This is a genomic window from Faecalicatena sp. (assembly GCF_058819085.1).
The window spans coordinates 95,075-117,641 of sequence record NZ_JBZUUL010000002.1 but is presented as its reverse complement, the minus strand read 5'-3'; the positions used below and the strand labels follow the sequence as shown (position 1 = coordinate 117,641).

Here is a 22,567-nt window from a genome sequence, read left to right as displayed (position 1 = left end):
GCAATGCAGCAAATAGGAGAAGGAATAGAATGAACATTTATGATTTAAAGACAAACCATATCAAAAATCCTCTCGGATATCATATGGACCGGGTGTCATTCTCCTGGAAAGTGGAGAATGCTGTTGGAAAGAAGCAAAAGGCAGCCAGAATCCTGGTATTTTCTGATGAAAAAATGGAATCGATCCTGTACGATTCGGGATGGGACTTACAGGCAGACAGTCTGGCGTATCCCGTGGAATTAGCGCTGTCTCCCAGAACGCGTTATTACTGGCAGGTCACGGTTCGGACAGATGCAGGAGAGGAAGAAAAAAGCGAAACGGCGTGGTTTGAAACCGGGAAGCTGGAAGAAGCGTGGAGAGGGCAGTGGATCGGCTGTGACAATGCGATAGAGCGACATCCGGTTTTTGAAAAGGAGATCGTGGCACAAAAGGAGATTCAGAAAGCAAGGCTCTATATCTGTGGTCTGGGTCTCTATGAGGCATCTATCAATGGGGAGAAAATCGGCAATGAGTTTATGACGCCCTATTTTAACGGATATCACCAGTGGGTGCAGTACCAGACTTATGACATAACGGATCAGTTAAAAGGAGCCGTTGAGAAGGTACAGTTATCTGTTCTTCTGGGAAATGGCTGGTTTATCTGGAAACGGGAACCGGGACATAAGGATACCGGGCACTATCGTGAGGGCTGGAAGCTGCTGGCAGAGGTCATAGTTACATATGTGGATGGCACAGAGGAGATCATCGGAACCGATGAATCCTGGAGCGTGCGAAGAAGTAACATCACCCTGTCTAACATTTATGACGGACAGCAGGAGGATGACACGTTAGAAGCACTGCCCGGGGAGAAGGCGGTTTTGACCAAGCCGCCGAAGGGAAGGCTTGAGGCACGGTATTCTGTACCGGTTACGGCAAAAGAAACCTTTGTACCAGCTCAGATCATTCATACGCCTGCAGGTGAGCTGGTGGTGGATCTGGGACAGGAGATATCAGGGACCTTCCGTCTGCATGTACAGGTGCCAAGAGGGACAAAAGTAACGGTACAGACCGGTGAGGTTCTGCAGAAGGGGAATTTTTACAGGGAAAATCTGCGCAGTGCCAAATCAGAATATATCTACATTTCTGACGGAACAGAGAAAGTGGTTATGCCGCAGTTCACCTTTTATGGATACCGGTATGCAAAGATTGAGGGAATTCCTGATCTAAAGCCGGAAGATTTTACAGGGGTCGCACTTTACAGTGATATCCCGAGGACCGGAAGCTTAAAGACCGGGCACGAATTACTGAACCGGCTGATCTCTAATATTGAGTGGAGCATGAAGGATAATTTTGTGGATGTTCCTACAGACTGCCCGCAGCGCGATGAACGTCAGGGGTGGACCGGGGATGCCCAGGTATTCTCAGGAACAGCAATGTATCTTGCGGATACCTATGCATTTTACAGAAAATATCTGCATGACCTTGCGATGGAACAAAAAGCGCTGGGCGGTAAAGTGCCGGATATCATTCCTTCCAGAGGGAAGGAGTCGGCAGAAGCAGTATGGGGGGATGCGGCGGTGCTGATACCGTGGAATCTCTACCAAATGTATGGAGATAAGCAGATTCTCATAGATCAGTATGAAAGCATGAAGTCATGGGTGGACTATGTTCAGAAAGTAGATGGAGAGGATTTTGGCTGGAGAAGGACCTTCCAGTACGGAGACTGGCTGGCTCTGGACGGAATTACCGGAAGAGCAGAGGACAGCTTCGGGGGTACAGATGAAGGTTATATCGCAAGTATCTATTTTGCATACAGCGCTGAGATCGTGGCAAAGACAGCGGTATTGCTCGGACATCCGGAGGATGCCGAAACCTACCGTAAGATAGCGAAGTGCCAGTGGGATGGCGTGAGCAGGGAATATTTCAGTGCCACAGGACGCTGCTGTGTAGATACACAGACAGGACTTCTGCTCGCTTTGAAGCATCACCTTTCCACGGATGAGGATGCACTCAGGGAACGCTTGAGAATGCTCTTCGAGAAATGCCGCAATACCCTGAGAACGGGCTTCGTAGGAACACCGATCATGTGTAAGGTACTGTCAGAGAACGGCATGAGGGATATTGCATACAAAATCCTGCTGGGTGAGGAATATCCGGGCTGGCTCCATGAAGTAAAGCTGGGGGCAACGACCATATGGGAAAGGTGGAACAGCCTGGATGCCGAGGGGAATATCTCAGGCACAGGCATGAACAGCCTGAACCATTATTCCTATGGTTCGATTCTGGAATGGATGTTCGGCTATATGGCAGGAATCAAGATCGGCGATATGCAGGCCCATACAAAAGGGACCAGATTTGCAGATACGAATGCTTCTGATGTGATGGACATGGCTGCGTATACGGGTGGAAGGTTCGCAAGGATCGAGCCGGAAATCAACTGGTATGTTGGATACTTGGAGGCTGTGCATGAATCGGCGGCAGGAAGGTACGTTAGCAGCTGGAAGATCGAGGACGCGGAGCACGTGACAGTGAAGGTCAAAGTACCGTTCAACTGTGAGGCAGACCTGATCCTGCCATATGCCGGGCCGGAGATTTATGGGGAGAGTGACAATCCGATGTTTACAGATGCTGCGGATGGTGTGTGCCATTTACAGGCAGGTACCTATGAAGTGACTTACCATACCACAGTCAAACTGAAAAATAAGTACAGCACGCAGAGCACGATTCAGGAGCTTCTGGAAAATTCCAAGGTATGCGAGGCGCTCAAACCATATGTGCCGATTGAGATGGCAGGATATGCATTGTATAAAAACACACTGCGGGAGATTATGACAGTTCTAAATAGTGAGATTCCGGAGGCGGCGTTTGAGGCTCTGGATCAGATCCTGTCACGGTTCTAAATTCATAAAATGGCTGCTACGGTACTCCTTCGGGGTCATATGATAGTATTTTTCGAAAATTTTATAAAAGTGTGTCCGGTTGTGAAACTGTAGGTCAGCTGCAATTCCGGACACACTTTTTTTTGTATCCCGAAGCAGCGTGGCGGCATACTGCATCGTAAAATTCATGCTGTAGTCGAACAGGCTCTGTCCGGTATACTTTTTTACGATTTTCCCAAGATAAGACCCGTCGTAATTTAAAATCTGTGCGAGCTCCTTATTGGTGACGCGTCCATGGCGTTCCTCTAATATCTGGTCAATACGGGAAAACAGAAGGGAGTCCATTTTGCTTCTTGCCGTCACATGTACCGCATGATAATACTGTGGGTCGCACAGAATATCGATCAGCTGGAAGAACAGATCCAAAAGACGGTAAGTAGCCCCATAATAGGGAGTCAGAATCGTATTCAGCATTTTTTCAAAAATATCATGTACCATGACTTTCTGCTGGGTTTCTGTAATGCGCGGGACAAAGTCTAAAAAGTCCTTGGAATCAGGATGGTCCTCTTCCATATTTTGCTCCAGAAAATGAAAAATCAGATTGTCAAACCGTTTTTGTTCCAGTGGAAAAAGCATGTTGTTTCCATAGTTCTTAAGTCTTTCCACAAATTCAGAGGAGACAGAAAAGAAGATACACGTGAAATCAGTAGTAGTTTCTTCGGTATGGAGTGTATTTCGGTTCATCAGACAGCAGCTTCCGGGAGTGTAGAGGTAGCGTCTGCCTTCTACATTCTGATACATATTTCCACGCAGGACATAGGTGAATTCGAAGCAGTTATGCTGGTGCATACGATCCCGGCTGCGCCCTTTGATGGAATTCACGGGGACGTTGAACTGGGATTCCGGCGTAAAGATCGAGACAGCGCTTTCGGACAGGGCATCCGGGTGGATCGCCATGATCACGATCGTAAACGGTGCGTTCATTCCCTGATAAAATGCGTTTGAACCCTCTGTATCGTGGAAGGAAATGATTTTATCCAGGTCATTCTTTCCCTTTTTTAAAGCAGGGTTAACTGAAATAGACATCAAAGCAGGACCTCCCTTTCTAGTGTCTCCCGGCGCAAATACCCCTTGTATTGCACCAGCTCTCTACGCCAGAAGTTTTTCTGCAAAGCTAACCGCAGGGTCCACTACGCCGTCGCTTTGCAGAAAAACTTCTGACGCAGATATCAGGCACAATACAAGGCGCATTTACGCCGTGAGGCACTAGTATATCGTTGCTAAGATGAGTGTAACATATTCGGGGACATAAGGAAATGCCAAATACCGTAAAATGATACAGGGTTCAGGAAAGATTCACTGGATGTGATACATTTCAAAAAATATATATGAAGAGATCTAAAAAGGAAGAAAGAGTTAGACGTAATATGTTACAAATCTACTGTTTGGAGAACGAATGCCGACATTGTTACAGAGATATTCAAACGATACAATTTAAGAAAATAAACGAGAGAGATAGAATCAATTCTATTAGAGAAAGAAAGGTCGTGCAGGTAATGAGAAAAGAACGGATCAACAATGACTGGATGTTTTGGAAGGATGGTCGTGAGGGAGAGAAGCTAAGGGTTGACCTTCCCCATGATGCCATGCTGACAGAAGAGCGGGTACCGGATCTTTCAAATGGAAATGCAACAGGTTTCTATCCTGGCGGGAAATATGTCTATACAAAGAGCTTGTTTGGAGAGGAGTCACTTTGTAACAAGACAGTGCTTGTGGAATTTGAAGGTGTGTACATGAATTCCAGGGTCTTTCTCAACGAAGAAGAAGTCGGCGGCTGGATCTACGGCTATACGAATTTTTATGTGGATCTTACAGACAGGCTTCTGATGGGAGAAGAAAATGAATTAAAGGTGGTTGTGGATAACTCCGAGACTCCGAATTCCAGATGGTATTCCGGAAGCGGGATCTACCGGAGCGTGAATCTGTGGACCGGGGAAAAGTATCATATCACACCAGAAGGAATCAAGGTGAAGACAATCTCCTTAAGTCCGGCAGTCATCGAGGTCAGCATCGAGTCTATAAAAGCAGGAGAGATGAACATTGAGTGCGAAGTGTTAAGCGGCGGGAAGACAGTCGCGGCGGCAGCAGGGGAGAACGTGACGATCACCATTCCTGACGGAAAGCTTTGGGACGCGGAGCATCCGGAACTCTATACCTTAAGAGCGGCCTTAAAGCGGGGAGAGAAAATCGTTGATGAGGCAGAGAGCAGATTTGGAATACGCATGGTCACCTGGGGCGCTGAAAAAGGACTGCAGATCAATGGAAATACAGTGAAGCTAAAGGGGGGATGTATCCACCACGACCATGGTCCTCTGGGAGCATGTTCCTATGACAAGGCGGAATACCGAAGGGTGAAGAAGTTAAAAGAGCTGGGCTACAATGCCCTCCGTTATTCCCATAACCCGGCAGGGAAGAATTTCCTGGATGTCTGTGACCAGCTTGGGATGTATGTATTAGACGAAACTTTTGATCAGTGGAAGATTTCTCAGTCTCCCCATGATTATGCTAAGTATTTTGATGCAGAGTGGAAAAAGGATGTGGATGCGCTGATCTCCAAAGATTATAACCATCCGTGTGTGATCATGTACTGCATCGGAAATGAGATCACAGATACGGGACTTCCGTTCGGGGCAGCCATCTCCAGGATGCTGAACGATGTTTTTCATCAGGCGGATACGACCCGGCCGACGACAATCGCAATCAACAGTATGCTGTCCGTTCTGGCGGCAAGACAGGCAGAGCGAAAAGCGATGGAGGCGGAAGATGCGAAGGATGGGAAGGCACCCCGGGAAAAGGCAGTCGGTAGTGCGGATGTCAATGACATCGTAACCCTTCTTCCGAAGATCATGGCATCTATCACACCGGAAAGTCTGGAGGCACTGATCGGGGAGTGCGTAAGCTATGTGGATATCGTAGGCTATAATTACGGACAGAATCTGTATGAAGGGATCCATAAGCTGGCTCCGGAACGTGTGATCTTAAGCTCTGAGACATTTCCAAGCGGGATGGATAAAAACTGGGCAGTTGTGGAACACAAGGACTACGTGATCGGTGACTTCATGTGGACGGCCTGGGATTACCTGGGGGAAGCGGGAGTCGGGCAGCCCGTCTACGGCACCACACAGGCACCATTTTCCAAGGCATACCCCTGTCTGACGGCTGCCTGCGGTTCCGTGGATCTGACGGGATTCCCGGAAAGCCAGGCGTACTATTCGGCGGTACTATGGGGAGTGTATCAGAAACCTTATATCGGTGTCAGGCCGGTAGACCACAGTGGAGAGGAGTACACGCTTGGACGCTGGAGACTGACGGATTCCCTGAACACATGGACCTGGCCGGGGCAGGAGGGAAGACCTGCCCAGATCGAAGTCTATAGTATCGGAGAATCCGTGGAACTCTTTCAGGACGGTGTTTCTCTGGGCAGAGAGAAGCTGAAATCATGCAGATGTCGTTTCCATACCGAGTATAGACCGGGAAGTCTGGAGGCTGTCAGTTTCGACGGTGACGGGAAGGAGATAGAAAGAACAAGGCTTGAGACGGCAGGGGAAGAGTTAAGGCTCACGATCCTTCCGGAAGAGGATGAGATAAAAGCGGATGGTGAAGACCTGGCCTATGTGGCAGTCCACATTACGGATGAAAAGGGCAGGCTGAACATGATGAAAGATCAGAAGATTTCAGTATCCGTGGAAGGTCCGGGTGTGCTTTTAGCTGTGGGAAGCGGTAATCCTGAGACCGAAGAAAAATTTTCAGACGGAGCTTATACATCCTGGCACGGACGGGTGATTGCGATCATACGCAGTACGAAAGAGGCCGGGGAAATCCGGGTAACTGCCTCGGCGGACGGAAGGGAAAGTGTATCCGCAAGGATCATGGCAAAATAAGAATAAGAGTAAAGAGAGGAAAGAGAAAATGACAGAGGAGAAGAAATATTTAAAGTGGTATAACAAACTTGGATATGGAGCAGGTGATCTTGCATCAAACTGTTCATACGGGCTGGTGTCCAGTTTCGTACTGATATACCTGACCAATACGGTCGGCTTAAACGCAGGCATCATCGGAACACTGATGATGGTATCCAAACTGCTGGACGGTGTGACAGATGTGTTTTTCGGAACGATCATTGACCGGACGAAAAGCAAAATGGGTAAGGCAAGACCGTGGATGCTGTTTTCACAGATCGGTGTGTCCATTATGATGGTACTCTTGTTTACCATCCCGGATATGGGGCAGAACATGCAGTATGTATACTTTTTTATTACATATACATTGATGAATGCCGTCTTTTATACAGCAAGTAATATCGCGTATTCCTCACTGGTGTCGCTGACAACGAAGAATTCGAATGAGCGTGTACAGCTTGGATCTATCCGGTTTATTTTTTCACTGCTTACCAATCTTGTCGTAGCGTCTGTCACTGTCAATCTGACAACTGCACTTGGGGGAGGCGCAGCCGGATGGAAGGCCGTTGCCATTATTTATGCGGTGATCGCGCTTGTAGTCAATACGATCAGTGTACTCAGCGTGAAGGAACTTCCGGAAAGCGAACTGGTGGAAAGAACAGAAACCGGCGAGGTGAAGCCGCAGCAGAAAACAAAGCTGGTCGATGGTGTGAAGATTCTTATCGCGAATAAATACTATCTCATTATCCTTGCAATCTACGTTCTGTATTATGGAATGATGGGAGTGACACAGACGGTTGGAATTTATTACATGACGTATGTATTAGGAAATGCAAGCCTGCTGGGTACTTTTACACTGGCAACGTTATTTCCGATGATCATTGTGCTGAGTATTACTCCGGTTTTAGTTAAGAAATTTAAAGGAATTTATAAAGTGATTAATGTGGGCTACGACGGAGCAATCATTTTCCGTGGATTATTCCTGATCTTTGCTTTCATGGGAAATATGCCACTGATGCTTCTTACTCTGTTCCTCAACGGAATCTGCACAGGACCGCTGGTAGGAAGTCTGAATGCACTGATCGCATCATCCAGTGATTACACGACCCATACGAAGGGAGTTCGTCTGGATGGCATGATGTACAGCTGCTCTTCCTTCGGGATCAAGGTGGGAAGCGGAGTCGGAACAGCTCTGGCAGGATGGCTTCTGGCGGCCGGCGGATATGACGGACAGGCCGCAGTCCAGGCTGCAAGCGCAGTGACTATGATTAAGGTTTCTTATGCGGTTGTTCCATTTGTAGTAGTGATTGGGATGAAACTGCTTGTGAAGGCCTTGAAAGTCGAAAAGGCGAATGAAAAGTGGGATGCAGAACATGAAACACAAAATAACAGAGACAGAGATTGAAGCGCTTCTTAATAAAAACAAATTTATAAACAGTGAAAACGGGTTGAAGAGGGTTCCAATGGAAAGGGAATCCCTTTTTCTCGATAGAATCCGCCAGGGAAAATATAAAGAAGTATCATTTGGGGATTACAAAGAGATTGAACCTTATATGGGAGAGAGCACAAAGAGCAGATTAAAAAAGTTTGAATATACAACTGTCGCAGGGATTACGCTGGCAGTTAGGGCAGCAATTGCAGGCGGGGTAAGGCCCGACGATGCATATGATTTCAGTGAAACCATGCTGCAGAAGCTGGAGCAGACAGAATCTATTGAAGAAATGCATGATATATTGGAATATACAGCATCAGCGCTTGCGTTTCAGGTGCAGAAGTGCAGAAAAGAGAAAAGTTCTTATATTCTGGAGCAATGCAAGATATATATCAACCGCAATATTTTCAAGAAGATATATTTAAGCAGACTGGCAGAATATGTGGGGATGAATCCTTCTTATTTATCCCGTCTTTTTTCAGTGAAAGAAGGACTCACCATTCAGGAATATATTCAAAAGGAGAAGATGAATATTGCATGCAATCTGCTTCGGTTTTCGAATAGTTCCATAGCAGAAATAGCACAATATATGGGCTTTCAGTCTCAGAGTAACTTTTCGGCGCTATTTAAGAAATGGGTGATGATGACCCCCACACAATATCGTAATAAAAACAAAAAACTGAATTTCTAGTATGTATTAATATTTTCTGGACATCTGCCGTTCACATTCTTCACGTGTTAATTCACCGGCATTATATCTGGCCATCAGTTTCGCATCTTTGTCATCCAGTCTATAGAAGAGAAGAAAGATGCCTGCCAGAATCACGCCAAGGGCAGGGATACCGGCATTTAAGATCCAGAGACCATTTAAGGCACTTTGTGGCTGAATGACATTCTGTGCGGCCAGATCTGCAAAGCTTTCCGCATTTACACTGACCCATCCGAAGAGTCCAAGCAGCAGTAAACCTAAAGAACTGGCGATGCTGGATGAAATCTTATTGAGAAAAGAACTAATCGAGACGAAGATCCCGGCGGTATCTTTTCCTGTTTTATACTTCGCGTATTCCACACAGTCAGGAATCATATATGTTTTCGCCATGGTATTGAGGGCAGTGGGGGCTGCGGTTGCTATTGTGACTGCGATGATAGCGCCAATTCTGCTGTATCCAAGGAAAAAGATTATCAAATTTAATGCTCCGGCCAGAAAAGCTCCTATAATGGCAGTTTTGCGGTTGCCATACTTTCCGCATAGTTTAGGAGCAAATGACTGAATCAGCAGTGTCGGTATCAGGGCAAGCATTGCAGGAAGAACCATGATTGTAGAGTCTCCATATAAGTAAAAGGAGACAAACAGGGAGATGGCGCTCCCAGTGGCAAGGCAGCCGGAAACTGCGGATGAGAGGATCATAACATTGTAATATTTGTTTATTTTTAATGCGTGGAACATATCCTTAAGTGTATATTTTTCTTCGTTTGTCTCTTCGGTATTTTTCATCTGGACATTGTGTTCTTTTACCTTGAATGCAATCGGCAGCATTCCTACGGTAAATATTCCGGTGAATAAAAGAGCCATTGTTGTCAGACTCATGCCGACATGTTCACTGATCAGATATGTCCATAATGCTCCAAGACCAAAAGTAGAAACAGTACCTAATATGATTTTAGTAGTCAGAATGGAATTACGTTCCTCTGGAATTTCGGTCAAGGTTACAATCATACCCTGCACCGGAACATCGACAATGGTATATGTAAGGTCATAAAGCAGGTAGAAGACCGTAAACCAAACTAATTTGGCTGTCTGGCTCAGGGAACCCGGCATCATAAAGAATAGGGCTGTACAGAGTGGAAAAAGCAGCAGTGTACAGCGGATCCAGGGGAGATACTTTCCCTGACCTGCGATCTTAGACAGCAGTCTGGAACGCGTGGGGCTGAACCGGTCGACAATAAATCCGAAGGCAACGTCATCCAGAGCGTCAACGACTTTTACAATGAGCGTAATGAGAGCTACGACTGTTAAGTCGACTTTCTGAAAGATTAAAAACAGGTTCATATAATTGGGGATGAGCATGCATTCATTAAATCTGCATACCTCTGAAAAATAGTACCAGAACTTTTCTTTTCTGCTCATCCGCCAATCAGGATGTTTTGGTGGTTTTGTGGATATTTCTTTCTTCATAGTAATCCTCCTCTTTGTTTCTTTCTAATAATGTTAGGAGCACAGAGGAAATTTGTATATCTTGATCTTTACAGTTTTTATGAGATTTTGACTTTGTTACAATGATGATAATTTAACAAGATTATATGATAAATAGACAATAAAACATGATTTCCACTCATAGTAAGTCCGGTATACTTATAAAAAGAAAGGTGTGATTGTTTCACTGTTGTATATGGAAAAATGTGTAGAAAGGAACGAAAAAAGTTATGAGAAAGATGATATCAACTCCTGAAATAACTGAAAGAGAGCGTACAAATAAAGAAATTGCAAGGCACCTGGCGGCAGAAGGCATCGTTCTTCTTGAGAACAACGGGGTGCTCCCGCTCCCTGAAAAGTTAGATAAGCTCGCACTGTATGGAAACGGAGCGAGAAGAACGGTAAAGGGCGGTACCGGCTCCGGGGACGTGAATGTGAGGGAGTATACCAGTATCGAGCAGGGACTGATCCGGGCCGGATTTCACATTACTTCAACGGCATGGCTTGATGAGGAGGAAAAGTTTTCCCAGACAGCCAGAGAGCAGTATGAGAATGGAATTCAAAGGATTGCGGAAGAAAAAGGACCCCAGGCAGCGCTCCTTGCATCCATGGGCAGCCCGTTTCAGGAGCCGGCTTTCAGGGAACTTATGGAGGAAGAACTGGATCAAAGCATCACAGATACAGCAGTTTATGTGCTGTCCAGGAATTCAGGAGAAGGGGCGGACCGGAAACTGGAGGCGGGGGATTATTTTCTGACGGAGGCGGAGCTTCATGATATCAGGCTCCTGGCAGAGAAGTTTGTCCATTTTATTCTGCTGCTGAACGTTGGGGGAGTCATTGATATGAGATCGATAAAAGCGGTTCCCGGAATCGATGCGGTGGTCAATATCAGCCAGGGGGGAAGTGCATTTGGAGACGCTGTGGCTGATGTCCTGACAGGGAAGGTGACCCCGTCCGGGAAATTAACTGCCACCTGGGCACAGCGTTATGAGGATTATCCCTGTGCAGGAAGCTTTGCCGGCCAGGATCAGGATGATTCGTGGTATGAGGAAGGAATTTATGTAGGCTACCGGTATTTTGACAGCTTCCATGTAGAACCGGCTTATGAATTTGGATATGGGCTTTCCTATACAGAATTCAGGATCACGGCAAAGCAGGTCCGGCTGAATCATGAAATGGTGGAAATAGAAGCAGAGGTATGTAATGTGGGGGAGACTTATGCGGGGAAAGAGGTTCTCCAGTTATACTGTACAGCGCCGGATGGTGTGCTGGATCAGCCATATCAGCAACTGTGTGCATTCTGGAAGACGGACTGTCTTGCACCCGGGGAGAGCCGGACGGGTGTGCTTACATTTCCGTTTACACAGCTGGCTTCTTATCAGGAATCGACGGCCTCTTATATCCTGGAAAAAGGGGATTATGTTCTGCGGCTGGGAAACAGCTCGAAACATACCCATGTAGCTGCGGTGCTTACATTACCTCAGACGGTTGTAACACAGCAGTGCAGGAATCTGTTTGGAAAAGAAAAGATTTCTCTTTTAACATGTGAGAATAGGTGGGAATCAAGAAAAGAGCCGGAGATCAGCCAGGTTCCCTATCTTGTGGTTCCTGCCGGCATGATACAGAAGATCGTCCACGAGTATCCGGGAAACAGACCATTACTGGAAAGCACGTCCTCTCTTAAGAATGCGACTCTGGAGGATGTAAGGGAGGGGCGCGTAAGTCTTAAGGAGCTGGTCAGCCAGCTTTCAACGGAGGAACTGGCAGAGCTTTGTGTGGGCGGTGCCAGGATGAATATGCAGGATTTCAGTGTCATCGGCAATGCTGCGGATACGATCCCGGGAGCGGCGGGGGAGACGACGAAAAGGCTGTGGGAAAAAAGAAAGATCCCGTCTCTTGCGATGGCAGACGGTCCGGCTGGACTTCGGGTAAATCCGGAATACTATGTAAAGGATGGAGTTCTTCTGAAAGATCTGGCCAAAGACCATATTTTTAAGAATATACTGCCCAGGGAAGCGTTAAAAATGGATCTTACTGGGGCGAAAGTCTATTATCAGTACTGCACGGCCATTCCGACAGCCGTCATGCTGGCGCAGTCCTGGAATAAGGACGTGTGGAGAACCGCCGGTGATCTGGCAGGCGGTGAAATGGAAGAGATGGGGATCGACCTGTGGCTTGCCCCCGGAATGAATCTCCAGAGGAATCCGCTGGGCGGGAGGAATTTTGAATATTATTCGGAAGACCCGCTTCTGTCCGGGATCTGTGCAGCGGAAGTGACGCTGGGGGTTTCGTCACACCCCGGAAGAGGAACCACGATCAAGCATATTGCAGCGAACAACCAGGAAACCAACCGTAATTATAATAACAGCCATGTGACAGAACGCACCTTGAGGGAGCTTTATTTAAAACCGTTTGAGATCTGTATCAAGAGGGCACAGCCCTATGCGGCGATGACTTCAGTCAATCTAGTGAACGGGATACATGCAGCGAATCATTATGACATCCTGTCGGCAGCTATGCGAGGCGAATGGGGATTTACAGGAATGGTTATGACGGACTGGGGAACCACTTCAGATTTCGGGGCAGATACAGGCACACACAAGTATCAATGTTCCTCATCTGCGGCATGCATTACAGCCGGAAATGACCTGATCATGCCCGGTTCCCAGGCAGATTTTGACAGACTGCTGGCAGCAGTAAAGAGCGCAGAGCTTGGAATCGCTGATCTTCAGTGGTGTGCACAAAACATACTGCGTGTGATATTGAGATCAGGCAGGGATCGTCTCTGTTCCTGATTTGTTACGGCTGATCACTGACAGAGGCAGGGCTTCCGGTCTCATTTTAATAAAAAACATCGGTTGAACTCCGGTATTGGATTGGAGTCATGCCTGTTTTCTTTTTGAAAAGATTGGTAAAATTATTCATATCGTGTATCCCCACTTCATGCGCGATTTTCGAGGCTGGGAGGGTGGTACTTTTCAACAGGGTTTTCGCCTGATTGATCCGCAGGGAGATCAGATAATCATTGGGCGAGAACCCTGTATATTTTTTAAATTCTTTAGACAGATAGTATTTGTTCATGCTGGCAAAAGAAGCAAGATAATCTAAGGTCAGATGCTCTGTGTAATTATTTTCCATATATTTCATCAGGTACCGGATATCCTGCGGGGTATCATTACGCCTGCCAGCCTCCGTGGAACTAAGGATCAGAAGGTAGTTCAGCATGTTATCGATGCAGGCAGATGCCTGCCAGTCACGGTATAAGTGGGGGTAACTGTAAATGGTTAAAAGCCGTTCCAGATAATGCTGGTATTTCCCTGTTATATTCTCATGAAACATAGCGGTGCCGCTCTGCATGTACTGGGCATGAAGCTCGGGCAGGAGGGAACCGTATAGATGAAGGACTGCCGTATCCCATGATTTGCCTTCCACCTTATAAAAATGAGGATCCATACAGTTGATAAAGACGCCGTCCCCTTCTCTGAGCTGATATGTCTTATCATGATATACCATAGAGCCCTGTCCGGAATAGGTATACAGGATCATGAAGGAATGGAAATTCTTACGTTCTGTATAGGAGCCGAAACCATAGTGGAAAATATTGAAATCCTGCATGTAATATAGTTTTTCCATAGCAAAGTCTGTGATCGGAGGACGGGCAAAGGAATCAGCACTTCCTGTGATGCAGAAACGGGAGTTTTCAAGGTTTTCCTTGTTATACTTCGGATTCTTGTAGGCACTTTCCGTGAGTGTCCGGGAAGTAAGGCTTGTCTTTGCTACAGTTGTTGTGAGCTCTATATTTTCAAACATCATCGTTTCCCCCATGTACTGAATTCTATCACTGATTATTATAAACAAATAAAATAGAAAAAACAAGATTATATGATATTTTGCCAAAAAAACATGATTTCAAACAGCCGCCGGCAGGATATGATAAATAAGAAGTTTCAAGAAGAGATCAGGGAATGATCCGGATTTAGGAAGGGATAAACAAGGAGGGATGAAGCAGTTGGAGATTTATGATGTGAAAGTGAATGGATTGAAAAACCCGGTGGGATATGAATTTGAGTCGGTCATCTGTTCATGGAAGGTTAGAGGAACTTCCGGCAAAAAACAGAAATATGTGAGGATCGAGGTTGCAGAGGAACGGGATTTCCACACAATTGTAATAGTCAAAGAGGGAATGCAGCGAAACAGCCTGGCGGAGCCCTTAGAGTTGAAGCTTAAGCCTTATACAAGATATTATTTCCGCATTATGGTTGAGACAGATATAGATGAAACAGATACGTGTGAAACTGCGGTCAGTGAGGTCTGCTATTTTGAAACAGCGAAATTAGAGGAACCTTGGAAGGGACACTGGATTGGAATGCAGAATGATGATAGATTCCACCCGGTCTTCCAGAAGGAATTCCCTGTTTCGGGGAAGATCAAAAAGGCAAGATTGTATGTGAGCGGCTTAGGATTATTTGAGGCATTTGTGAATGGGAAAAAGGCAGGAAATGATGTGCTGGCGCCTTTTATCAGTGATTATAAGGAGTATGTCCAGTATTGTACCTATGATATCTTAGACCTGATCGATGAAAAGAACAAGATCCAGATTTATCTGGGGAACGGCTGGTATAAAGGGCGTTTCGGGTTTGGCAGGCCGGACCCTGAGAAGAAGTTTATCTGTATTGCAGAGATCCGCCTTGAGTACGAGGACGGCAGGGTGGAGGTCATAGGAACGGATGAGTCCTGGAGATATCAGAGGAGTTGTTTTGAACTGACAGATATTTATGACGGTGAGAGACAAAATTATCTGTCGGAGGAAGAGAACCCCTGGAAACCTGCGGTTGTAGATGAGATAGAGATCCCTCTGTCAGCCAGATATTCACCTCCTCTGCATGAAATGGAAAAGCTGACAGTGAAAGAAATCATCCATACCCCGGCTGGGGAGACTGTTTTAGATTTTGGTCAGAATTTTGCAGGTTTCATCGAGTGCCATCTCAGGCTTCCGAAAAAGACACACATGAAGCTGGAATTTGGTGAGATTCTTCAGGACGGGAATTTCTATCATGACAATTACAGGACAGCAAAGTCTGTTTTTGAATATATTTCGGATGGGACCGACAGGGTCATTAAGCCCCACTTTACATTCTATGGTTTCCGTTATGTGAAGGTATCGGGAATCGGAAAGGTAACACCGGAAGACTTTACAGGCAGGGCAGTTTATTCGGAAATGGAGCAGACAGGAGAGATCATCACCGGGAACCGGAAGATCAACCGGCTGTTTGAAAATACCATGTGGGGATTAAAATCCAATTTCCTTGATATGCCCACTGACTGTCCGCAGCGGGATGAAAGGCTGGGCTGGACGGGAGATGCGCAGGTATTCTGCCGGACGGCAGGATATCACATGGATACCAGGGCTTTTTATCAGAAGTTTCTGCATGACCTGCGGCTGGATCAGGTAAAAAATGATGGTAAAGTCCCGATCTATCTGCCGAACAATCTTCCGGGAGCCACCTCCAGTGTGTGGAGTGATGTGGCAGCCTTTATGCCATATATGCTTTATGAGTATTATGGTGACAAGCACGCACTGGAACGCAATTATCCGATGATGAAGGACTGGGTCGACAGTATTACCAGAGAGGATGAAAAAAGAGGGGCACGTCATTTGTGGGATTTTGGGTTCCACTTTGGTGACTGGCTTGCGTTAGACGGGGCAACCGAGCAGAGTAACAGAGGAAGGACAGATTCTACATATATCGCATCGGTCTACTATTATGCATCCACGCGATATGTGGCGGAGGCGGCGAAGATCCTGGGACGGAAAGAGGAAGGGACATACAGGACACTGGCCGGGAAGATTTACCAGGCGCTTCTGGATGAATTTTACAGTCCGGGCGGAAGACTTACAGTGGATACGCAGACCGGGTATATCCTGGCATTGAGGTTTGGAATCTACAGAGACAAAGACAAGATGATAAGTGGATTAAAAAGCAGGATCAAAAATGACTGCTACCGCATCAAAGGCGGTTTCGTAGGTGCGACCATGATGAATACGGTCCTGGCGGAAAATGGAATGTCTGACCTGGCATATGATTTTCTGTTTTTTGAAAAGTTTCCGGGATGGCTGTATGAGGTGAATCTGGGTGCAACCACTATCTGGGAACGCTGGAATTCTGTTCTGCCGGATGGTAAAATCAGTGGGACTGGTATGAATTCCCTCAATCATTATGCTTATGGATCCGTTGCAGAGTTTTTGTACCGTCATGCGGCGGGAATCATCCCCACAGAGCCGGGATTTCGAAAGGTCAGGTTCGAACCTAAGCCGGATATCAGGCTTGGCCGGATGAAGTGCTCTTATGAATCTGCATCAGGAAGGTATGTATCTGGATGGGAGATCAGGCAAGACGGGAGCCTGAACATCCACTTTGAAGTTCCGTTCGGGGCAGCCGCACTCATTGTGCTGCCGGATAGTAAGCATGAACCGATAGAAGTGACGGCAGGCCAGTATGATTTTACCTATATGCCGGAGCGGGACTACCGGGTGCTTTATGGGGGAGACACAAGGCTGGAGCTTCTGGCAGAGCATCCGGAGGCAAAAAAAGTTCTTGAGACGTATGTACCTCAGGTCATACCCGCGGTCAAATCAGGGAATATAGAAGAACTTTCGAAGACATTAAATGAGATGCAGGCACAGGCGGCGATGATTGGAGCGCCTGCGGAACAATTTTCAAAAGCAATAATTGAATTAGAAAAAATCAGGTAACTGTTCATGGTTCTGAACAGTCATAAATCAGGATAAATACGGAGGAAAATCATGAGTAAAAGGAATGTAGATTTATCACCAGATGCAAAAGTAGGAATTTTGGAACATCTTGCCTATGGAATCGGGGGCGGGTTTGCGACCAATGCGGTCAACCTTTTTATTTCCGCCTTTCTGCTTGTATTTTATACAGAAGTGATGCATGTAAATCCGGGAGCAGCGGCATCGATCATCGGTATTTCCAAGCTGCTGGACGGTCTTTCAGACCTTGTGGCGGGCTGGATCATTGATAAGACACACAGCCGGTTCGGAAAGACCAGGGTATGGCTCCTCCGGATGATTCCCGCTACGGTAATCGCCCTGCTGCTGATCTATCTGATGCCGTCCGGTCTGACAGGTGCAGCACAGATGGTTTACATCTTTGTCACTTATAATCTTGCTTCAACGGTATGCTATACGCTTACATATGTGGCTTATATGACACTGAACGGACTTATGACCAGGAACCAGACATCCCGTGGGTTGAATGGCGGTATCAACATGGTTGGAAATGTCATTGCCGGACTGGTTGGAAATGCGACAATCATCACTCTACTTCATGTATTAAGTGACAATCCATCCTACTCCGCTTATGGAGACCGCAGCGGCTGGGTGAAGCTTTTACTCATCTGGATGACGGTGGGAGCAGTGGCACAGCTTATCGTTGTATTCGGTACCCGTGAACGTGTGAAAGAGGGAGCTCAGGCCGCGGATGAGTCGGCAGCAGAAACAAAAAGGACAGATGTTCCGTTCTGGGTTACCATGAAAGCACTTGTCAAAAATAAATACTGGATCTTCAACATCATCATCTGTCTTTCCATCAACTTTTTGATGGGGGCAACAGGATCTACGACTGCATACTATATGACCTATGTAGTAGGGGATACTGCATTTTACCAGATTTATTCAACTGTCAACACGTTATCGATGCTGGCTGCTATGCTGGCCGGATTCGGGATCATGGCAAAGTTTGGAAAAAGAAATGCGGTTCTTGGAGGTCTGACGATTCGCGCGATCGGTTCACTTCTGCCACTGTTTTCAAGTTCAAAGGTAGTTCTTTTGGCAGCAGGAGTAGCAGGCGGGATCGGATATGGAATTGCAGGATGCGCATTTGCATCCATGATCCAGGATGTGCTTACCTATGGTGAGTGGAAAAACGGCTTCAGTATGATCGGAATGGGAAATGCAGCGAATTCCTTCTGCAACAAAGTAGGAAACAGCCTGGGAACGATCGTACTTGGCTGGATCATGAGCATCAGCGGCTATGTTGCAGGAGCAGCTGTGCAGACACCGTCTGCACTGACGGGCCTGCGAGTGATGTTTATCTGGATGCCTGTGATTTTTTCCGCGATATCTGCGATAGCCGCATGGCTGTATGATCTGGATAAGATATATCCGAAGATCGCTGCTGATTTAAAAGAAGGAAAATATGCGACGGGCGTGACTGCATATGAAGAGAAAAACAACTAGAATGACAATCGGTTAGCTTTTAAGTAAATGAAATCGGTTTTAGAAAAGGGGCTGTGAATAAGCCCCTTTTATGACTTTTTAACTAAAACTTCCCATACCTTAAATGGGATAATATGTGCTAATCAGAATAAATCAACCTCACCATTCACACGATATTTTGTTCGATACTGGCGCGGAGATATGTTATAAAATTCGCGAAAAACTCTAGCAAAATGGTCAGCGCTGTTATATCCGACCGTGTAAGCAATCTGCTCGATGGATTCGTTAGTTTCGGTAATACGTTTAATGGCTTCTCTCATGCGTTGTTCTTTTACCAATTGAGAGAAGTTTTTTCCTGTACAGTCTTTTATCACTTTAGATAAATAAGGTATTGCATAATTGAATTTTTCGGTTAGTAATTTAAGTGTGATAGTTTGATAGTGTGACTGTATATAGCGCAGAATTGGAGCATAATCAGGGCCAGATTCATAACTCGAAAACTGATAATAAGCAGAATCATTTCTTAAAATGCTTGTGAATAATAGCTCTAATAAATTAATACTGTTTTGTTGCATGTAACGATCATATTGAAAATTTTCTAAAAATAGTCGTTTGGCATAGTCTTTGGTTTCGGTCGAAGCTTCTGTATTAAAAAGCAGATAGTTCGGTTGTTCTGGGTTCAAGAATATCTTTTTAAAAAATAGAGAGATAATATCATCATGATCAAATAGACGCATAAATGTTTTTTGAAAATATTTCTCTTTCACAAGAATGGTGAAAATTAAAGTATCCGAGGTATCGGGAACAATGTCATGTTCAGTGAATGGCGATAACATACATAAATCACCACTTCGTAAATCTCTTTCTTCATCTAAAAAATGTAATTTTGCACTCCCAGAAAAAATGTAATTGATTTCGAAGCAGTCATGACGGTGTATAAATGTTCTCACGCCCCAGAAACTGTTGATTACGGAAAGGCATCTTGTTGTAGGTACAACATCGTATCGTTCTACATCATACAACATATAATCAGGAAAACGATGATATAGATTTTTTACTTGATGTATGAAGGTTTGATCATTTAACTTCATAAGCTCGGTTGTAGATGGCTGCAAAGGTAATTCAGAATACACAGTCTTTTCTTTACTGATTGTCTTTAATATGTCAATGAATTCTGCACGGTGTCCGGTTGTTTCGTTGTAATCTTTGATTGCACTCCAAATTTCTCCGATTGATATATATAAATACATAAGAAGCTCCCTTTAAAATTAAAATAGCTATGTTTCTGCTGCAAAGTATACAATAAAGAGGAAATGTTGACAACTACAATGTTAAAAAATGTCGGTTTTGTTATTGAATGGATTATGTATGATACGGTTATATTTTCAAATTACATGCTATACTCTTTTCGAAACAGGTAATCGAAAGATGAGGAGGAAAAGATGAATAATCAATCAAATAACAAGTTAAGCTGGAGAGAAAAATTATCTTATTCTGGCGGAGAAATGGGAACCAATTTACTATTTGCTGCAATGAGTGCGTACTTACTTGTATACTATACAAATTACGCAGAAATCAATGCAGCCTTAGTCGGAACAATTATGTTTATTTCGAAAATTATTGATGCAGTCTCAGATGTGGTAATGGGATATGTTGAAGAGAAGTTAGCAAAACCAGGAGCAAAGGCAAGACCTTGGATTAAGAGAATGGTCATTCCTTATGCTTTAGCTGCAATTGTAATGTTTTCAGTTCCGAACTTTACAAGTACCGTTGCACAGGGAATTTATGTGTTTATTACTTATAATTTATTCTGCACAATCTACACGATGATTGTAATTCCTTATAATTCATTACAGGCATTAATAACACAAGATGAGAAAGACAGAGGGATGACAGGCGTATTACGTTCTATTTTCTCAACTGTGGCGTCGACGATCGTAAACTCTTTTACAATGACATTCATTAATATTGCAGGAAATACAAAAACAAGCTGGACAATCGTAATTGGTATCTATGCATTGATTGCTGTTGTGGTTTATTCAATATGTTATTTTAATACAGAAGAGAGAGTTACTGCTTCAAAATTAGAAGATGAACCTGAAAAAGAGAAATTAGGATTCTTTGAAGGTCTTAAATTAGTATCAAAGAATAAATATTGGTTAATTCTGACGGTTAATGGTATTGTTTCATGTGCAGTTATATCATTAAATATGGGTTCCATGTATTATTATTTAGCATATGTATGCGGAAAACCACAGGCCGTTGCAACTGTAGGTATGATTTTATCAATGCCGATGTTAGTTTTGATTCCTTTGTCAAAACCACTTGTTTCAAAGATTGGAATGCGTAATAGTTTGATTCTTGGTGTACTTGTAATGGCAGTTGGAAGAGTTATTGTCGGGTTTGGTGGAAGTTCGTCGTTTGCAGCTATTTATGTGGGATCATTCATTTTCGCTTTAGGATGTTGTACGCAGTGGTGCCAGTATCCATTATTATGTAATACGGTTGAATATGGAGAATGGAAAAATGGACATCGTCAGGAAGGGATGATTATGTCTGCAAATAGTTTCGGTTCAAAATGTGGTACTGCTTTAGGCACTGCACTGTGCGGATGGATTCTTGCTTGGACTGGCTATAATGGAGCTGCACAGGCTCAGAGTGCTTCCGCATTAGGTGGAATTACAATGGTTTATGTATTCCTTCCAATTATTTTAAATGTATTCTCGGCAATTATTCTTAGATTCTATAATCTTGAGAAAACTTATCCAACAATTCTGGAAGATTTAAAAGAGAGAAGAACATCAGAAGGAGGAAATCAATCATGACACTTGATGCATTTTATCCGGGAAAAGTGTGGCTAGACACTTCTGGAAACAGGATTCAGGCACATGGTGGTTCTGTTATCTGTGTGGATGATACATATTATTGGTATGGTGAGAACAAAGAGAAAACCGATGGTGTCAGTGATATCTGGCACTGGGGAGTACGATGCTATAAGAGTAAAGATCTCTATAATTGGGAAGATTGTGGTCTTATTATTCCACCTGATACAGAAAATATACATTCATCACTGCATCCAACAGCATCTATGGATCGACCACATATTATTTACAATAAACAGACAAAAAAATTCGTCTGCTGGTTAAAAATCATGAATACATTTGATGTGCAGACGATGACGGTATTGACAGCAGATGACATTCTTGGACCTTATACGATAGTCCGGGAAGGTTTACATCCGCTGAATATGAATGCAGGAGATTTTGATCTTGCAGTTGCACCAGATGGAAAGGCTTACTTTTATTTTGAAAGAGTGCATTCAGAAACAATCTGTGCGGATTTGACAGCTGATTATACGGATGTGACCGGATATTATAGTACGCACTTTCCGAGAAAGCATCCGCCATATGTAAGAGAAGCAACGGCGCACTTTGTCAAGGATTACAGACATTATCTCCTGACATCAGGAACAACAGGCTATCTTCCAAACCCATCGGAAATAGCAATTGCTGATTCTTGGCATGGACCTTTTACGGTGCTTGGTAATCCACATGTAAATGATCCAAGTAATACTTCTTTCCATAGTCAGATTTCTTCTGTGTTTAAAGTAGAAGGGAAAAAAGATTTATACATTGCTTGTGCGGACAGATGGCTTCCTGAAGCAATGGATAAGAAATATGAAATCTATGAAAAAATGTTTGTCTCTATTTACAATAATGAACCATTTGATTTTTCTTTGATGGGTGAGGAGCCGGTTCAGAACACATCAATTGCAGATTATGTTTGGCTTCCGTTAGTTTTTGAAGGTGAAAATGTAAAAATCGAATGGCGTGATGAGTGGTCGCTTGATGAATTTGAAGATGACAAATAAATTACTAAAACTTC

13 protein-coding genes are annotated in these 22,567 nt (G+C 44.6%); 9 read left to right on the top strand and 4 right to left on the bottom strand.

What is annotated here, in order from left to right; all coding sequences use genetic code 11:
* Nucleotides 1-29: 29 nt before the first annotated feature.
* Nucleotides 30-2,879: an alpha-L-rhamnosidase gene (locus AC4OGX_RS00700; RefSeq protein WP_493327870.1), complete on the top strand. Its 2,850-nt coding sequence runs from the start codon at nucleotides 30-32 to the stop codon at nucleotides 2,877-2,879.
* Here AC4OGX_RS00700 and AC4OGX_RS00695 read toward each other — a convergent pair.
* Complete coding sequence (locus AC4OGX_RS00695; RefSeq protein ID WP_493327869.1) at nucleotides 2,868-3,944, bottom strand: AraC family transcriptional regulator; 1,077 nt, start codon at nucleotides 3,942-3,944, stop codon at nucleotides 2,868-2,870. The genes AC4OGX_RS00700 and AC4OGX_RS00695 overlap by 12 nt on opposite strands.
* 470 nt (nucleotides 3,945-4,414) lie before the next feature.
* Here AC4OGX_RS00695 and AC4OGX_RS00690 point away from each other — a divergent pair, with 470 nt between their 5' ends.
* From AC4OGX_RS00690 to AC4OGX_RS00680, 3 genes are read left to right on the top strand one after another with little or no spacing between them, the layout of a single operon-like run.
* A complete protein-coding gene (locus tag AC4OGX_RS00690) occupies nucleotides 4,415-6,799 on the top strand; it encodes a glycoside hydrolase family 2 TIM barrel-domain containing protein (protein WP_493327868.1) in 2,385 nt (794 codons plus the stop codon).
* 28 nt (nucleotides 6,800-6,827) lie between these two features.
* Nucleotides 6,828-8,222 carry an MFS transporter gene (locus tag AC4OGX_RS00685; RefSeq protein WP_493327867.1) on the top strand — a complete coding sequence of 465 codons (1,395 nt, stop codon included), beginning with the start codon at nucleotides 6,828-6,830 and terminating at the stop codon, nucleotides 8,220-8,222.
* 58 nt (nucleotides 8,223-8,280) lie between these two features.
* Complete coding sequence (locus tag AC4OGX_RS00680) at nucleotides 8,281-8,940, top strand: helix-turn-helix domain-containing protein (RefSeq protein ID WP_493327866.1); 660 nt, start codon at nucleotides 8,281-8,283, stop codon at nucleotides 8,938-8,940.
* 6 nt (nucleotides 8,941-8,946) lie between these two features.
* On the opposite strand, the gene AC4OGX_RS00675 is transcribed toward AC4OGX_RS00680, so the two are convergent.
* Nucleotides 8,947-10,425, bottom strand: coding sequence for an MFS transporter (locus AC4OGX_RS00675; protein WP_493327865.1), 1,479 nt, complete (start codon nucleotides 10,423-10,425; stop codon nucleotides 8,947-8,949).
* Nucleotides 10,426-10,673: 248 nt separating this feature from the next.
* Here AC4OGX_RS00675 and AC4OGX_RS00670 point away from each other — a divergent pair, with 248 nt between their 5' ends.
* Nucleotides 10,674-13,238 (top strand): glycoside hydrolase family 3 C-terminal domain-containing protein, encoded by a 2,565-nt coding sequence (locus AC4OGX_RS00670; RefSeq protein ID WP_493327864.1) that lies wholly within the window; start codon nucleotides 10,674-10,676, stop codon nucleotides 13,236-13,238.
* Nucleotides 13,239-13,284: 46 nt separating this feature from the next.
* Here the strand turns inward: AC4OGX_RS00670 and AC4OGX_RS00665 are convergent, their stop codons facing one another.
* Nucleotides 13,285-14,256, bottom strand: coding sequence for a helix-turn-helix domain-containing protein (locus AC4OGX_RS00665; RefSeq protein ID WP_493327863.1), 972 nt, complete (start codon nucleotides 14,254-14,256; stop codon nucleotides 13,285-13,287).
* A gap of 187 nt (nucleotides 14,257-14,443) precedes the next feature.
* Between AC4OGX_RS00665 and AC4OGX_RS00660 the strand changes: the two genes are divergently transcribed.
* Together AC4OGX_RS00660 and AC4OGX_RS00655 are read left to right on the top strand one after the other, a co-directional pair.
* Nucleotides 14,444-17,197 (top strand): alpha-L-rhamnosidase, encoded by a 2,754-nt coding sequence (locus AC4OGX_RS00660; RefSeq protein WP_493327862.1) that lies wholly within the window; start codon nucleotides 14,444-14,446, stop codon nucleotides 17,195-17,197.
* 51 nt (nucleotides 17,198-17,248) lie between these two features.
* Nucleotides 17,249-18,703 carry an MFS transporter gene (locus AC4OGX_RS00655; protein WP_493327861.1) on the top strand — a complete coding sequence of 485 codons (1,455 nt, stop codon included), beginning with the start codon at nucleotides 17,249-17,251 and terminating at the stop codon, nucleotides 18,701-18,703.
* A gap of 122 nt (nucleotides 18,704-18,825) precedes the next feature.
* Here AC4OGX_RS00655 and AC4OGX_RS00650 read toward each other — a convergent pair whose 3' ends face one another.
* On the bottom strand, nucleotides 18,826-19,932 hold the full coding sequence (locus tag AC4OGX_RS00650; protein ID WP_493327860.1) for an AraC family transcriptional regulator: 1,107 nt from the start codon (nucleotides 19,930-19,932) through the stop codon (nucleotides 18,826-18,828).
* A 192-nt stretch (nucleotides 19,933-20,124) separates the two neighbouring features.
* Here AC4OGX_RS00650 and AC4OGX_RS00645 point away from each other — a divergent pair, with 192 nt between their 5' ends.
* Together AC4OGX_RS00645 and AC4OGX_RS00640 are read left to right on the top strand one after the other, a co-directional pair.
* Complete coding sequence (locus AC4OGX_RS00645; RefSeq protein ID WP_493327859.1) at nucleotides 20,125-21,507, top strand: MFS transporter; 1,383 nt, start codon at nucleotides 20,125-20,127, stop codon at nucleotides 21,505-21,507.
* Nucleotides 21,504-22,553 carry a family 43 glycosylhydrolase gene (locus AC4OGX_RS00640; RefSeq protein WP_493327858.1) on the top strand — a complete coding sequence of 350 codons (1,050 nt, stop codon included), beginning with the start codon at nucleotides 21,504-21,506 and terminating at the stop codon, nucleotides 22,551-22,553. The genes AC4OGX_RS00645 and AC4OGX_RS00640 overlap by 4 nt, the downstream gene beginning before the upstream one ends.
* The last annotated feature ends 14 nt before the right edge of the window (nucleotides 22,554-22,567 follow it).